This window comes from Pseudomonas sp. UW4 (genome assembly GCF_000316175.1).
GTDB lineage: Bacteria > Pseudomonadota > Gammaproteobacteria > Pseudomonadales > Pseudomonadaceae > Aquipseudomonas > Aquipseudomonas laurylsulfatiphila.
This window is the reverse complement of record NC_019670.1, coordinates 935,278-949,976: the sequence shown is the minus strand read 5'-3', so window position 1 is coordinate 949,976 and position 14,699 is coordinate 935,278. Positions and strand designations below refer to the sequence as shown.

17 protein-coding genes are annotated in these 14,699 nt (G+C 59.9%); 7 read left to right on the top strand and 10 right to left on the bottom strand.

Annotated features, from left to right (window positions below; all coding sequences use genetic code 11):
* The first annotated feature begins 45 nt into the window (after positions 1-45).
* Positions 46-1,206, top strand: coding sequence for a Do family serine endopeptidase AlgW (gene algW, locus PPUTUW4_RS04055; protein ID WP_015093508.1), 1,161 nt, complete (start codon positions 46-48; stop codon positions 1,204-1,206).
* A 121-nt stretch (positions 1,207-1,327) separates the two neighbouring features.
* Here algW and hisC read toward each other — a convergent pair whose 3' ends face one another.
* The 10 genes from hisC to PPUTUW4_RS04005 all read right to left on the bottom strand — a co-directional run bounded on the left by hisC (position 1,328) and on the right by PPUTUW4_RS04005 (position 9,276).
* A complete protein-coding gene (gene hisC / locus PPUTUW4_RS04050; protein WP_015093507.1) occupies positions 1,328-2,380 on the bottom strand; it encodes a histidinol-phosphate transaminase in 1,053 nt (350 codons plus the stop codon).
* Between the two features lie 2 nt (positions 2,381-2,382).
* Positions 2,383-3,708 carry a histidinol dehydrogenase gene (gene hisD / locus PPUTUW4_RS04045; RefSeq protein ID WP_015093506.1) on the bottom strand — a complete coding sequence of 442 codons (1,326 nt, stop codon included), beginning with the start codon at positions 3,706-3,708 and terminating at the stop codon, positions 2,383-2,385.
* A 125-nt stretch (positions 3,709-3,833) separates the two neighbouring features.
* Complete coding sequence (hisG, locus tag PPUTUW4_RS04040; protein ID WP_007970278.1) at positions 3,834-4,469, bottom strand: ATP phosphoribosyltransferase; 636 nt, start codon at positions 4,467-4,469, stop codon at positions 3,834-3,836.
* Positions 4,470-4,593: 124 nt separating this feature from the next.
* Positions 4,594-5,859: a UDP-N-acetylglucosamine 1-carboxyvinyltransferase gene (murA, locus tag PPUTUW4_RS04035; protein WP_015093505.1), complete on the bottom strand. Its 1,266-nt coding sequence runs from the start codon at positions 5,857-5,859 to the stop codon at positions 4,594-4,596.
* A 22-nt stretch (positions 5,860-5,881) separates the two neighbouring features.
* Entirely contained in the window at positions 5,882-6,121 is a 240-nt protein-coding gene (locus PPUTUW4_RS04030) for a BolA family protein (RefSeq protein ID WP_015093504.1), read from the bottom strand.
* 114 nt (positions 6,122-6,235) lie between these two features.
* A complete protein-coding gene (locus PPUTUW4_RS04025; protein ID WP_015093503.1) occupies positions 6,236-6,541 on the bottom strand; it encodes an STAS domain-containing protein in 306 nt (101 codons plus the stop codon).
* Positions 6,538-7,191 carry an ABC transporter substrate-binding protein gene (locus tag PPUTUW4_RS04020; RefSeq protein WP_007970273.1) on the bottom strand — a complete coding sequence of 218 codons (654 nt, stop codon included), beginning with the start codon at positions 7,189-7,191 and terminating at the stop codon, positions 6,538-6,540. The genes PPUTUW4_RS04025 and PPUTUW4_RS04020 overlap by 4 nt, the downstream gene beginning before the upstream one ends.
* An 11-nt stretch (positions 7,192-7,202) precedes the next feature.
* Positions 7,203-7,670 carry an outer membrane lipid asymmetry maintenance protein MlaD gene (gene mlaD, locus PPUTUW4_RS04015; protein ID WP_007970271.1) on the bottom strand — a complete coding sequence of 156 codons (468 nt, stop codon included), beginning with the start codon at positions 7,668-7,670 and terminating at the stop codon, positions 7,203-7,205.
* The gene (mlaE, locus tag PPUTUW4_RS04010; protein WP_015093502.1) at positions 7,670-8,467 is read right to left on the bottom strand and encodes a lipid asymmetry maintenance ABC transporter permease subunit MlaE; all 798 of its coding nucleotides are present in this window, start codon (positions 8,465-8,467) and stop codon (positions 7,670-7,672) included. The genes mlaD and mlaE overlap by 1 nt, the downstream gene beginning before the upstream one ends.
* Entirely contained in the window at positions 8,467-9,276 is an 810-nt protein-coding gene (locus PPUTUW4_RS04005; protein WP_015093501.1) for an ATP-binding cassette domain-containing protein, read from the bottom strand. Before PPUTUW4_RS04005 ends, mlaE begins: the two co-directional genes overlap by 1 nt.
* Positions 9,277-9,551: 275 nt before the next feature.
* Between PPUTUW4_RS04005 and PPUTUW4_RS04000 the strand changes: the two genes are divergently transcribed.
* The 6 genes from PPUTUW4_RS04000 to PPUTUW4_RS03975 all read left to right on the top strand — a co-directional run bounded on the left by PPUTUW4_RS04000 (position 9,552) and on the right by PPUTUW4_RS03975 (position 14,629).
* Positions 9,552-10,526, top strand: coding sequence for a KpsF/GutQ family sugar-phosphate isomerase (locus PPUTUW4_RS04000; protein ID WP_015093500.1), 975 nt, complete (start codon positions 9,552-9,554; stop codon positions 10,524-10,526).
* Complete coding sequence (locus tag PPUTUW4_RS03995) at positions 10,526-11,050, top strand: HAD family hydrolase (protein ID WP_008018712.1); 525 nt, start codon at positions 10,526-10,528, stop codon at positions 11,048-11,050. The genes PPUTUW4_RS04000 and PPUTUW4_RS03995 overlap by 1 nt, the downstream gene beginning before the upstream one ends.
* A 7-nt stretch (positions 11,051-11,057) precedes the next feature.
* A complete protein-coding gene (gene lptC, locus PPUTUW4_RS03990; protein WP_015093499.1) occupies positions 11,058-11,630 on the top strand; it encodes an LPS export ABC transporter periplasmic protein LptC in 573 nt (190 codons plus the stop codon).
* Complete coding sequence (gene lptA, locus PPUTUW4_RS03985) at positions 11,617-12,165, top strand: lipopolysaccharide transport periplasmic protein LptA (RefSeq protein ID WP_015093498.1); 549 nt, start codon at positions 11,617-11,619, stop codon at positions 12,163-12,165. Before lptC ends, lptA begins: the two co-directional genes overlap by 14 nt.
* Positions 12,165-12,890 (top strand): LPS export ABC transporter ATP-binding protein, encoded by a 726-nt coding sequence (gene lptB, locus PPUTUW4_RS03980; RefSeq protein WP_007970262.1) that lies wholly within the window; start codon positions 12,165-12,167, stop codon positions 12,888-12,890. The genes lptA and lptB overlap by 1 nt, the downstream gene beginning before the upstream one ends.
* A gap of 245 nt (positions 12,891-13,135) precedes the next feature.
* Complete coding sequence (locus tag PPUTUW4_RS03975; protein WP_015093497.1) at positions 13,136-14,629, top strand: RNA polymerase factor sigma-54; 1,494 nt, start codon at positions 13,136-13,138, stop codon at positions 14,627-14,629.
* Positions 14,630-14,699: the final 70 nt, after the last annotated feature.

Here is a 14,699-nt window from a genome sequence, read left to right as displayed (position 1 = left end):
TATGAGCGGTCTCATACCGCCTGCAACTCTCTCAGGAACTGCTTAATGCTCAAGGCGCTGCGTTTTTCCGGCTGGCCGCTGTTGGCCGGCGTGCTGGTCGCTCTTTTGATAATCCAGCGTTGCCCGCAGTGGGTCGGGCTCCCGAGCCTCGACGTCAATCTGCAACAAGCACCGCAAACCACCAGTATGCAACAGGGCCCGGTGTCTTATGCCGACGCGGTCACCACTGCGGCGCCGTCGGTGGTGAACCTGTACACCACCAAAGTCATCAACAAACCCAGCCATCCTTTGTTCGAAGATCCGCAGTTCCGCCGTTTCTTCGGCGATAACTCGCCCAAACAGAAACGCATGGAATCGAGCCTCGGTTCCGGCGTGATCATGAGCCCGGAAGGCTACATCCTGACCAACAACCACGTGACCAGCGGCGCCGACCAGATCGTCGTGGCGCTCAAGGACGGCCGCGAAACCCTGGCCCGGGTGATCGGCAGCGACCCGGAGACTGACCTCGCGGTGCTGAAAATCGACCTGAAAAACCTGCCGTCGATCACCGTGGGACGCTCCGACAACATCCGCATCGGCGACGTGGCGCTGGCCATCGGCAACCCGTTCGGCGTCGGCCAGACCGTGACCATGGGCATCATCAGTGCCACCGGGCGCAATCAACTGGGCCTCAACAACTACGAAGACTTCATCCAGACCGATGCCGCGATCAACCCCGGCAACTCGGGCGGTGCACTGGTGGACGCCATTGGCAACCTGACCGGCATCAATACGGCGATCTTCTCCAAATCCGGCGGCTCCCAGGGCATCGGTTTCGCGATCCCGGTAAAGCTGGCGATGGAAGTGATGAAGTCGATCATCGAGCACGGCCAGGTGATTCGTGGCTGGCTGGGTATCGAAGTGCAGCCGTTGACCCAGGAACTGGCCGAATCCTTCGGTTTGTCCGGGCGTCCGGGCATTGTCGTGGCGGGGATTTTCCGCGATGGCCCGGCACAGAAGGCCGGCCTGCAACTGGGTGACGTGATTCTTGCCATCGATGGCGAACCGGCCGGGGATGGCCGTCGCTCGATGAATCAGGTGGCGCGGATCAAGCCGACCGACAAGGTCACGATCCAGGTGATGCGCAACGGCAAGGAACTCAAGCTGACCGCGGAAATCGGTTTGCGTCCGCCGCCGGCACCGGTCAAAGAGAAACAAGAAGAGTAAGGGGCATCCAAAACCAATGTGGGAGCGGGCTTGCTCGCGAAAGCGGTGTGTCAGTCGACGCAGAAGTTAACTGACACACCGCTTTCGCGAGCAAGCCCGCTCCCACAGGGTTGGCGGTGGTTTAGAGTTCGCCCAGGCCGTCGATCAGCGCCTGGTTCTGCTCTGGCGTGCCGATGGAGATCCGCAGGAACTGGGCAATCCGCTCCTGCTTGAAGTGCCGGACGATCACGCCTTGCTCACGCAACTTCGCCGCCAGCCCCGCCGCATCGTGCCGGGGGTGACGGGCGAAAATGAAGTTCGCCGCTGATGGCAGCACTTCAAATCCCTTGGCCTGCAATTGCCCGACGACCTTCTCGCGATTCTCGATCACCAACCGGCAGGTCTTGTCGAAATACTCGCGATCCTCGAACGCGGCAGCGGCGCCGACATTCGCCATGCGATCCAGCGGGTAGGAGTTGAAGCTGTTCTTGATCCGCTCCAGCGCTTCGATCAGATCCGGATGCCCCACCGCCAGGCCAACCCGCAGACCGGCCAGGGAGCGGGACTTGGACAGGGTCTGGGTCACCAGCAGGTTGGGATAACGATCGACCAGAGTGATTGCCGTCTCGCCGCCGAAATCGATGTAAGCCTCGTCCACCACGACCACCGAATCCGGGCTGGCTTTGAGAATCTGCTCCACTGCTTCCAGCGCCAGCAGGCAGCCGGTCGGCGCGTTCGGGTTGGGGAAGATGATCCCGCCGTTCGGCCTGGCGTAGTCCGCCGGGTTGATCTGGAATTGCTCGTCCAGCGGCACCGCGTCGAAGTTGATGCCATACAGTCCGCAGTAGACCGGATAGAAGCTGTAACTGATGTCCGGAAACAGCAGCGGCTGATCGTGCTGCAGCAAACCGTGGAAGATGTGCGCCAGGACTTCGTCGGAACCGTTGCCGAGGAACACCTGATTGCCTTGCACGCCGTAGTACCTGGCGACAGCGTTTTTCAGCAGGTCGCTGTTCGGGTCCGGGTACAGGCGCAGGTTGTCGTTCAGTTCGGTCTGCATCGCGGCCAGGGCCTTGGGCGATGGACCATACGGGTTTTCATTGGTATTGAGCTTCACCAGCTTTGCCAGTTTCGGCTGCTCGCCCGGCACGTAAGGCACCAGATTCTTGACGAACGGGCTCCAGAATTTACTCATCTTCATTTCACCTGCTTGTCGTCAACGATGCGGTATTCGGCGCTACGCGCGTGCGCGGTCAGCGACTCGCCACGGGCCAGCACGGATGCGGTCTTGCCCAGTTCCGATGCGCCCTGCTCGGAACAGAAGATGATCGACGAGCGTTTCTGGAAGTCATACACACCCAGCGGCGAAGAGAATCGCGCGGTGCCGGAGGTCGGCAACACGTGGTTCGGGCCTGCGCAGTAGTCGCCCAGAGCTTCGGAGGTGTGACGGCCCATGAAGATCGCGCCGGCGTGGCGGATCTGTGGCAGCCAGGCTTGCGGATCGGCAACGGACAACTCGAGGTGCTCCGGCGCGATGCGGTTGGCCACTTCGATGGCCTGTTCCATGTCGCGAACCTTGATCAGTGCACCACGGCCATTGATCGAGGTTTCGATGATTGCGGCACGCTCCATGGTCGGCATCAATTTGGCGATGCTGGCGGCGACCTTATCGAGGAACCCGGCGTCGGGGCTGACCAGAATGGCCTGGGCGTCTTCGTCGTGCTCGGCCTGGGAGAACAGGTCCATGGCGATCCAGTCCGGATCGGTCTGGCCGTCGCACACCACGAGGATTTCCGAAGGGCCGGCGATCATGTCGATGCCGACCTGGCCAAACACGTGGCGCTTGGCGGTAGCCACATAGATGTTGCCCGGGCCGACGACCTTGTCGACCTTCGGTACGCTTTCGGTGCCGTAAGCCAGCGCCGCAACGGCCTGGGCGCCACCGATGGTGAACACGCGGTCGACACCGGCGATGCAGGCCGCAGCCAGCACAAGCTCGTTGATTTCACCGCGCGGGGTCGGTACGACCATGACCACTTCGGTAACGCCGGCCACCTTGGCCGGAATCGCGTTCATCAACACCGACGACGGGTACGACGCCTTCCCGCCCGGCACGTACAGACCGGCACGATCCAGCGGCGTGACTTTCTGGCCCAGTACGGTGCCGTCCGCCTCGGTGTAACTCCAGGAGTCCTGCTTCTGCTTCTCGTGGTAGCTGCGCACGCGGGCTGCGGCGACTTCCAGTGCTTCGCGCTGGGCCACGGAGATGCGGGTCAGTGCCAACTCCAGACGCTCGCGCGGCAGGATCAGATCGGCCATGGACTTCACTTCCAGGCCGTCGAACTGACGGGTGAAGTCCACCAGCGCCGCGTCACCGCGTTCGCGCACGGCCTTGATGATGTCCAGCACCCGCTGATTGACCGAGTCGTCAGACACACTTTCCCAGCTCAGCAGATGATCCAGATGATGCGCGAAATCCGGGTCAGCAGCGTTGAGTCGGCGAATTGCAGTCAGTGCGGTCATAGCGAGAGCCTCATAGGAATGGCAAAAAACTCAGGCGCCCGAAGCTAACATTCGATCCGCTTGGGCACCTGAGAATTCTGGCTATGAGGCGGATAGACGGCGCGCCTTGCGGTCGCGCAGGTGAATCAGCCGCGGTGTCGAGACTCCACTGCCTTGCGCAGGGTGTCGATCAACGCCTGGATACGGGCGTGCTGCATTTTCATCGAAGCCTTGTTGACGATCAGGCGGGAGCTGATGGCCGCGATGAAATCCTGTGGCTCCAGGCCGTTGGCCCGTAGCGTGTTACCGGTGTCGACCACGTCGATGATCTTGTCCGCCAAACCGATCAGCGGCGCCAGTTCCATCGAACCGTAGAGCTTGATGATATCGACCTGACGACCCTGTTCGGCGTAGTAGCGCTTGGCAACATTGACGAACTTGGTGGCGATGCGCAGACGGCCCTTGGGCTCGACTGCACCGACTTTACCGGCGGTCATCAGCTTGCACTGGGCAATTTGCAGGTCCAGCGGCTCGTACAGGCCCTGGCCGCCGTATTCCATCAGCACATCTTTACCGGCGACGCCGAGGTCGGCAGCACCATGTTCGACATAGGTCGGCACATCGGTAGCACGCACGATCAGCAGACGGACATCGTCCTGGGTCGTGGGGATGATCAGCTTGCGGCTCTTGTCCGGATTCTCGGTCGGCACGATGCCCGCTTCAGCCAGAAGCGGCAAGGTATCGTCAAGGATGCGGCCCTTGGACAGTGCGATGGTCAACATGGGAAACGTCAGTCCTTATCAAGGTACTCATGCCCGGTCGCAAATGGCGCCGGACACACATCGAGCCGAAAACGGCTCGACTTCAACAAATCAACGGGCATGTCCTTATGCCCTTGCAGCAGTACTAGCCCGGAACGCGACGGATCTTGGCGCCCAGCATCTGCAGTTTTTCCTCGATGCACTCGTAGCCACGGTCTATGTGGTAGATGCGGTCGATCAGGGTGTCGCCCTCGGCGACCAGGGCCGAGATCACCAGGCTGGCCGAAGCACGCAGGTCAGTTGCCATCACTGGCGCGCCCTTGAGCTTCTCGGTACCGGTGACGATCGCGGTGTTGCCCTCGACCTGGATCTTGGCGCCCATGCGGTGCAGTTCGTAGACGTGCATGAAGCGGTTTTCGAAGATCGTCTCGATCACAGCACCCGTGCCTTCGGCAATGGCGTTGAGGGAGATGAACTGCGCTTGCATGTCGGTCGGGAACGCCGGGTACGGAGCGGTGCGCACGTTGACGGCTTTCGGACGCTTGCCGTGCATGTTCAGCTCGATCCAGTCTTCGCCGCAGGTGATTTCTGCACCGGACTCCCGGAGTTTTTCCAGAACGGCTTCGAGGATGGTCGGATCCGTGTCCTTGACCTTCACGCGACCACCGGTCACAGCCGCCGCCACCAGATAGGTGCCGGTTTCGATACGGTCGGGCATCACTTTGTAAGTGGTGGTGTGCAGACGCTCGACGCCATCGATGGTGATGGTATCGGTGCCGGCGCCGGAAACCTTGGCGCCCATGGCGTTCAGGAAGTTCGCCAGGTCGACCACTTCAGGTTCGCGCGCGGCGTTTTGCAGGACGCTGCGGCCCTTGGCCAGTGCGGCGGCCATCATGATGTTTTCGGTACCGGTCACGCTGACGGTGTCGAAGAAGAAGTGCGCACCGCGCAAGCCGCCCTCAGGCGCCTTGGCCTTGATGTAGCCGCCTTCGACGTCGATGACCGCGCCCATGGCTTCCAGGCCACGGATGTGCAGGTCAACCGGACGCGAACCGATGGCGCAACCGCCAGGCAGCGCGACTTCGGCTTCGCCGAAACGGGCAACCATCGGGCCCAGTACCAGGATCGACGCACGCATGGTTTTAACCAGTTCGTACGGTGCGACCAGGGTCTTGATGGTGCGCGGGTCGATTTCGACGGCGAGTTTTTCGTCGATCACCGGCTCGATCCCCATGCGACCGAACAGTTCGATCATGGTGGTGATGTCGTGCAGGTGCGGCAGGTTGGCAACGGTCACCGGACCATCGCACAGCAGCGTGGCAGCCAGGATCGGCAGGGCAGAGTTCTTTGCCCCGGAGATGCGGATTTCGCCGTCAAGACGAGCACCGCCAGTAATAATCAATTTATCCATAAGAATCTCGACGCCCTTGGGCTCAGGTGCGCTCGGCCCAGGCCGCGCTGCTGAAAAATTTCATTGTGACCGCATGGATGCTGCCATCGGTGATCCATGGGTTCAAATGGGCATAGATCTGCTGCTGACGCTTCACCGGGCTCATCGCCGCCAGTTCATCGCTAATCACATTCAGCTGGAAATTGCAGCCTTCGCCCTCGACTTCTACCAACGTTCCGGGCAGCTTTCCTTCAAGGAAGCTCTTCACTTCTACGGCCTGCATGCTCAACCTCAATCGGCGCCCTGTGCGCGCGGGTCGGACATCATACAAAAAAGCCCCGCGCCTGCGAACCCCGCGAAGCAGGACTCTGACGGGGGGCTTCTTTATAGATGCGGGTTAGGGATGCGCCAACAGCTCGGTCAGCTCGCTGACCTGAGCGATTTCACGCATGTCTTCCGGCATTCCACGGATGCTCAACGCCTTGCCGGCCGCCTGAGCATCGCGGATGAAACACAGCAGCAATGACAAACCGACACTGCTGGACTTGGTCACCGCCGAACAATCGAGCACCAGCGCCGCAGCCTTGCTGGCCTTGATCAGCGCCTTGCCCTGCTCACGCAGGTCAGGTCCGGTGCGGTAATCCAGCACGCCACTGAGTCGCAGCTCACCCGCTTCGTCTATCTGGACTGCCGACTCACTCATTGGGCTGACTGCTCTGGCTTCTTGTCGGTGGCTTCCTTGGCCTTGGCGACTTCCCCGGCCCAACCATTGATGGTCTTGTCCAGGTCGTTGCCATTGCGCTGCATCGCATCGGCGAACTGATCGCGGAACAGCTTGCCGATGTTGATGCCGTTGATGATGACGTTACGCAGTTTCCACTCGCCGTTGATCTTTTCCAGCGTGTAGGACACTGGATAGATCGAGCCGCTGCTGCCTTTGACAGTCATGCCAACGCTGGTACGGTCGCCCGATTCGTCCTTGGCCGGTTCAACGGTGATGCCCTGGTTGTTGTACTCCAGCAAGGCATTGCCATAGAACTGGAACAGGCCCCTCTTGAAGTTTTCTTCGAAGGTCTTCATCTGCGCAGGCGTAGCTTTACGCGAGTACTTGACCGTCATGATGCTCTTGGAAATACCCTCGGCATCCACGACCGGTCCGACGATGGTGTTCAGCGCCGCATAAAAGTCTTGCGGATCCTGCTTGTACTTCTCTTTGTTTGCCGCCAGGTCCGCGAGCATACGGTTGGTTGTGTCCTGCACCAGATCGTGCGCCGAAGGTGCCGCAACGGCGTGGGACACCAACGGAAACACCGCAAGCATTACCAACAGGCCACGTCGCAAGGTAGAGATCATTTAACAGTTCCTCATTTAGCTTCTTTGCTAACGGTATTGAGCAGGAATTTACCGATCAGGTCCTCGAGCACCAGCGATGACTGCGTGTCATGGATGGTTCCACCATCCTTGAGCAGGGTGTCTTCCCCGCCCACGCTGATACCGATGTACTTCTCGCCCAACAGTCCTGCGGTCAGGATAGACGCAGTGGAGTCCGCCGGCAGATTATCGATGCGTTTTTCCAGCTGCATGGTCACCCGACCGGTAAAGCTGTCGCGATCCAGATCGATGGCCGTGACCTTGCCGATGGTCACACCGGCCATGGTCACCTTTGCTCTGACAGTCAAACCGGCGATATTGTCGAAGTAGGCGTAAAGTTTATACGTGTCGGTGCTCGGAGTCGGGGACAGGCCACTGACCCGCAACGCCAACAAGAGCAAAGCCAGGATGCCAGCCAGCAAGAAAAGGCCGACACCGATTTCCAGGGTGCGGTTTTGCATCAGAAATCTCCAAACATCAAGGCGGTCAGAATAAAGTCCAGGCCGAGCACTGCCAACGAGGCATAGACAACGGTCTTGGTAGTGGCACGACTGATCCCCTCGGAAGTGGGTTCGCAGTCATAGCCTTGGAATACGGCGATCCAGGTCACGACAAAGGCAAAGACGATACTTTTGATGATCCCGTTGAGCACATCCTCAGTGAACGTCACGCTGTTCTGCATGTTCGACCAGTAGGAACCTTCATAGACCCCCAGCCAGTCGACAGCGACCCACGAGCCGCCCCAGATGCCCACCACGCTGAAAATCATCGCCAGCACCGGCAGGGAAATGAAGCCGGCCCACAAACGTGGTGCGATGATGTACTTGAGCGGGTCAACCCCGATCATTTCCAGGCTGGACAACTGCTCGGTGGACTTCATGTTGCCGATTTCCGCGGTCAACGCCGAACCGGCGCGCCCGGCGAACAGCAAGGCGGTCACCACCGGCCCCAGCTCTCTCAGCAGCGTCAGTGCAACCATCTGCCCGACAGCCTGCTCCGAACCGTAGCTGGAAAGGATATTGAAGCCCTGCAGCGCCAGCACCATGCCGATGAACACCCCGGAGACCACGATGATCACCAGGGACATCACGCCCACCGAATGCAGCTGCTTGACCAGCAACCCGAAGCTGCCACCGATACCACCGCGGCCAAGCAAGGCATGAAACAGGAACAAGGCCGAACGCCCGAACACCGCCAGCACATCGATGCCGGCCTGGCCGAAGCGGCGAACGCGCTCTATCAATGAAATTCTGCGCATCAGCGCTTCCCCAGAATATCTGCGCGGTAATCCGTCGCTGGAAAGTGGTACGGAACCGGGCCATCGGGTTCGCCGGTCATGAACTGACGAATGCGCGGCTCATCCGAGTTCATCAACTCGTCCGGGGTCCCCTGCCCCAACACCTGACCATCGCCCACCACATAAATGTAATCGGCAATACTCGCGGTCTCGGCCAGGTCGTGGGAAACCACGATGCTGGTGATGCCCAGCGCATCGTTGAGCAAGCGAATCAGACGCACCAGAACGCCCATGGCGATGGGGTCCTGGCCGACAAAGGGTTCGTCGTACATGAGGATCTGTGGATCGAGCGCAATCGCCCGGGCCAGCGCAACCCGGCGCTTCATGCCGCCGGAAAGCTCGTCGGGCATCAATTCGATGGCACCGCGCAAACCCACAGCCTGCAATTTGAGCAGGACGATGTCGCGGATCATTTCTTCCGGCAGTTGCGTGTGAACCCGCAGCGGAAACGCGACATTCTCGAAGACATCGAGGTCGGTAAACAGCGCGCCACTCTGAAACAGCACACCCATATGCTTGCGCGCATCGAACAGGTCGCTGCGCGACAGTTTCGGCAGGTTCTGACCGTTGACCCATACTTCGCCCTTGGTAGGCCGCAGTTGGGCCCCCATCAGACGCAAAAGCGTGGTCTTGCCGCACCCGGAAGGCCCCATGATGCCGGTGACCTTGCCACGCGGGATACGGATATCGACATTATTGAAAATGCTGCGCGTTCCGCGCTTGAAGGACAGTCCCTTCAGCTCGACCGCGTAGGCGTTATCGGCACTCATCTAAACTCCTTGCGATGCAGCCTCTCACTCGGACGCCTGGCTTTCAGACGAAAGCACATGCCTCCCTGCAGGCCGAACTGGCGGCGAACTATATCACTGCAAAGGCTGCGCGCCCAAGACCAAAGCCGAGTCATGTGCAACTGCAGGAGTGGTTCAAAGCCCTGTCTAGAGGGTTTCCGGTAGCAAGGAATGACAATGCGCGACGAACTTGCGTGAGGGATTCGATCATAACCGCTATAATCGCCGCCTTTTCATCAGGCTATACGATTTCTGACATGAGCCAATCCAGCGACCTGATTCAATCAGCACAACGCACCATCCGCCTCGAAGTAGAAGCCGTGCAAGGCCTGCTACCCCAAATCGACGCAGATTTCGTACGCGCTTGCGAGATGATTCTGGCCAGCAAAGGCCGCGTGGTCGTGGTCGGCATGGGCAAATCGGGGCACATCGGCAACAAGATCGCCGCGACCCTGGCCAGCACCGGCACCACGGCATTTTTTGTGCACCCGGCGGAAGCCAGCCATGGTGACATGGGCATGATTACCCGCGACGACATCATTCTGGCGCTCTCGAACTCCGGCTCCACCAATGAAATCGTCACCCTGCTGCCACTGATCAAGCGCCTGGGCATACAGTTGATCAGCATGACCGGCAACCCTGATTCGCCGCTGGCCAAGGCCGCCGAGGTCAACCTGAATGTTCACGTCGAACACGAAGCCTGCCCGCTGAACCTGGCACCCACCTCGTCGACCACCGCCGCCCTGGTCATGGGCGACGCCCTGGCGGTCGCGCTGCTGGAAGCCCGTGGCTTCACCGCCGAAGACTTCGCCTTTTCCCATCCCGGCGGCGCCCTGGGCCGACGCCTGCTGCTGAAAGTGGAAAATGTCATGCACGCCGGCCAGGAACTGCCGCAGGTCCAGCGCGGCACCCTGCTCAAGGATGCCTTGATGGAAATGACCCGCAAGGGCCTGGGCATGACCGTCATCCTCGAGGCCGACGGCAAGCTGGCCGGAATCTTCACCGATGGTGATTTGCGCCGCACACTGGACCGCAGCATCGACATCCACAGCGTTGTCATCGACCAGGTCATGACAGCCCATGGCAAGACCGCCCGCGCCGAAATGCTGGCCGCCGAAGCACTGAAAATCATGGAAGACCATAAAATCAGCGCGCTGGTCGTGGTCGACAGCGAAGACCGCCCGGTCGGCGCCTTGAACATGCACGACTTGCTGCGTGCAGGAGTAATGTAATGAGTGCGGACCTGCTGCAACGCGGCAAACAGATCAAACTGGCGGTGTTCGATGTCGACGGCGTGCTGACCGATGGACGCCTGTACTTCCTCGAAGACGGCAGCGAATTCAAGACGTTCAACACGCTCGACGGCCAGGGCATCAAAATGCTGATGGCCGCCGGAGTGCAAACCGCGATCATCAGTGGCCGCAAGACCCCGGTGGTCGAACGGCGAGCCAAAAACCTCGGCATCCCGCACCTGTACCAGGGCCGTGAAGACAAACTGGTGGTACTCGACGAACTGCTGGCCCAACTGAATTTGAGCTACGAACAGGTGGCCTACCTCGGCGACGATCTGCCCGACCTGCCGGTGATTCGCCGCGTCGGCCTGGGCATGGCGGTGGCCAATGCCGCCAGTTTCGTGCGCGAACATGCTCACGGCATCACCCTCGCCCGTGGCGGCGAAGGTGCCGCTCGCGAGTTCTGCGAATTGATCCTGCGCGCCCAGGACCGCCTCGATGCGGCCAATGCGGCGTACCTGTGAGCCCGATATGCTGAGCAAAAAGTTTCGTAATACCCTGATGTTCAGTTGCATCGCGGCGATATTCGTCGCGGTTGGCTACTGGAACATCAGCCCGGAACGCTTCCTCGACAAGCCGGTAACGCCGGTCGATGAAAGCGCGATCGACTATTACGCCATCAACGCCCACAGCGTGCAGTACCTGCCGGACGGCAAGCTGCAATATGATCTGGTGTCCGACAAGGTCGAGCACCTGAAGGCGACCGAGGTGACACTGCTGACCAACCCCGACCTGAACGTGTTCCGCGGCACTGAGTACCCGTGGCACGTCCAGAGCCTGCGCGGCGAGGTCAACCCTGACGGCACACAGGTCGAGCTGATCGATGACGTGCGCATCACGCGCTTCGATGAGAAAAACCGCAAGACCCTGATCACCAGCACCCGCATGACCGTGTTCCCGCAGCAGCAATATGCGCAGACCGAGCAAGACGTTAGAATCGACGGCGCTGGCGGTGTATCGACTGGCAAGGGAATGAAAGCGTATTTGAAAGAAAGCAGGATACACCTGCTATCGAACGTAAGAGGACAGTATGAGGCTCGTTAAAACCCTCCCGATTTTGCTCAGTCTGGGCGCAGCACTGGGAAGCGTGAGTGCCTGGGCTCTGCCGGAAGACCAACAGCAGCCTATCCGCATTCAGGCCGACGATGCCCAACTGGACGACAAGCAAGGTATTGCTACCTATAAGGGTGACGTGATCATCACCCAAGGCTCGATGAAGGTGACAGGCAACACCGTTACCATCACCCGCACCCCGGCTGGCGACATTGACGTAGTGACCTCGGTGGGCAACCTGGCGTACTTCGAGCAATTGCAAACGGCTGGCGATACCAAGCCTGTTCAGGGTTGGGGCGTGACGATCCAGTATCACGCCACGCAAAATCGCGTCGTGTTGATCGACAAGGCCAAGGTTGTCGACAAGGACAACAACGTCACCCAAGGCGAGAAAATCGTCTACGACACCGAGAAGAAGCTGGCCAGCGCCGGGCGCGCCACCGGCAGCAAGGTGACCGAGTCGCGTCCGCGCATCGACATGGTGATCCAGCCGAAGAAGAAAACCGACGAGAAAAAGGCCCAGTAATGGCAACTCTGAAAGCTCAGCATCTGGCCAAGAGCTACAAGAGCCGCCAGGTCGTGCGTGATGTCAGCCTGTCCATCGACAGCGGTCAGATCGTCGGTCTGCTTGGCCCGAACGGCGCCGGCAAGACCACCTGCTTCTACATGATCGTCGGCCTGGTGCAAGCCGACCAGGGCCGCGTCCTGATCGATGACCTGGACGTCAGCCACCAGCCGATGCACGGCCGTGCAAAAGCCGGTATCGGCTATTTGCCGCAAGAAGCATCGATCTTCCGCAAACTGTCGGTGGCCGACAACATCATGGCCATCCTCGAGACCCGCAAGGAGCTCGACAAGGCCGGTCGTCGCAAGGAGCTGGAAAGCCTGCTGCAGGAATTCCACATCAGCCACATCCGCGACAACCTCGGCATGAGCCTGTCCGGTGGTGAGCGCCGCCGCGTGGAAATCGCCCGCGCCCTGGCCACCAACCCGAAATTCATCCTCCTCGATGAACCGTTCGCCGGCGTGGACCCGATTTCGGTCGGCGACATCAAACAGATCATTTACCACCTCAAGGCCAAAGGCATTGGCGTGCTGATCACGGACCACAACGTTCGTGAAACCCTGGATATCTGTGAAACCGCCTATATCGTCAATGACGGCCAACTGATTGCCGAAGGTGACGCAGAGACTATCCTGGCCAACGACCTGGTGAAGGAAGTGTACCTGGGCCATGAGTTCCGCCTGTAAACGCTGAGCTGTGCCCAGGCAGGCGCCCTGGCACCGGTCTCGGGATTCATCGGTGCCAGATGCGAACCTGCGCGTTCAGCCCCCAACATGGGCAGCACCGCAACACAAATTTATAGTTTTTTATTGTTACAGCGCTCTAGGCAAATCCTTCAGTTTCAGGCATATAATTTGCTTATGTTTGGCGCCCTGGCGCCCTGTAGTGGATGGCGCATGTGCGCCGGCGAATAAGGTGTTAAGCCCCTGCCATGAAACCATCGCTAGTCTTGAGAATGGGCCAGCAGCTGACGATGACACCTCAGCTGCAACAGGCCATCCGCCTGCTCCAATTGTCGACCCTGGACCTGCAACAGGAAATCCAGGAGGCCCTGGAGTCCAATCCGATGCTCGAACGCCAGGAAGAAGGCGACGACTTCGACAATTCCGACCCCTTGGCCGACAACGCCGAACAAAAGCCCAACACCGATATCCAGGAACCCTCCTACCAGGAAAGCGCCCCGACGGTTGACAACCTCGATGAGGGTGACTGGAACGAGCGTATCCCCAATGAACTCCCCGTCGACACCGCGTGGGAAGACGTTTACCAGACCAGCGCCAGCAGCCTGCCCAGCAATGACGATGACGAGTGGGACTTCACCACCCGCACCTCGGCCGGTGAAAGCCTGCAAAGCCACTTGTTGTGGCAACTGAACCTGGCTCCGATGTCCGACACCGATCGCTTGATCGCCGTGACCCTGATCGACTGCATCAACAATCAGGGCTACCTGGACGAAACCCTCGAGGAAATCCTCGAAGCCTTCGATCCGGAACTGGACATCGAACTGGACGAAATCGAAGCCGTCCTGCACCGCATCCAGCAATTCGAGCCGGCCGGCATCGGCGCACGCAATCTGGGCGAATGCCTGCTGCTGCAATTGCGCCAGTTGCCCGCCAAGACCCCTTGGCTGGCCGAAGCCAAGCGCCTTGTCACCGATTACATCGACCTGCTTGGCAGCCGCGACTACAGCCAGCTCATGCGTCGCATGAAGCTCAAGGAAGATGAGCTGCGCCAGGTCATAGAGCTGGTCCAGAGCCTCAACCCGCGCCCGGGCTCGCAAATCGAGTCCACCGAAGCCGAGTACGTCGTTCCTGACGTCATCGTACGCAAGGACAACGAGCGCTGGCTGGTAGAGCTGAATCAGGAGTCGGTGCCACGGCTGCGGGTCAACGCCCAGTACGCCGGTTTTGTGCGCCGCGCCGATACCAGCGCCGACAACACGTTCATGCGCAATCAGTTGCAGGAGGCCCGCTGGTTCATCAAGAGCCTGCAGAGCCGCAATGAAACCCTGATGAAGGTTGCCACCCAGATCGTGGAGCATCAGCGCGGGTTCCTCGAATATGGCGACGAAGCCATGAAGCCGCTGGTCCTGCATGACATCGCCGAAGCGGTCGGTATGCATGAGTCGACGATTTCACGGGTGACCACCCAAAAGTTCATGCACACCCCCCGGGGCATTTATGAACTGAAATACTTTTTTTCCAGTCACGTAAGCACCTCCGAAGGCGGCGAATGCTCGTCCACGGCGATCCGGGCGATCATCAAAAAACTGGTTGCCGCGGAAAATCAGAAAAAGCCGTTGAGTGACAGCAAGATCGCTGGTTTACTGGAGGCACAAGGCATTCAGGTGGCTCGCCGCACCGTCGCCAAGTACCGCGAATCCCTCGGGATCGCGCCTTCGAGCGAACGCAAGCGGTTGATGTAGAGCCACGCCACAGCGTTCCAGTGGTAGATCATCTGATCTACCGCTTTATGCACTGGCAACGAAGGAGAAG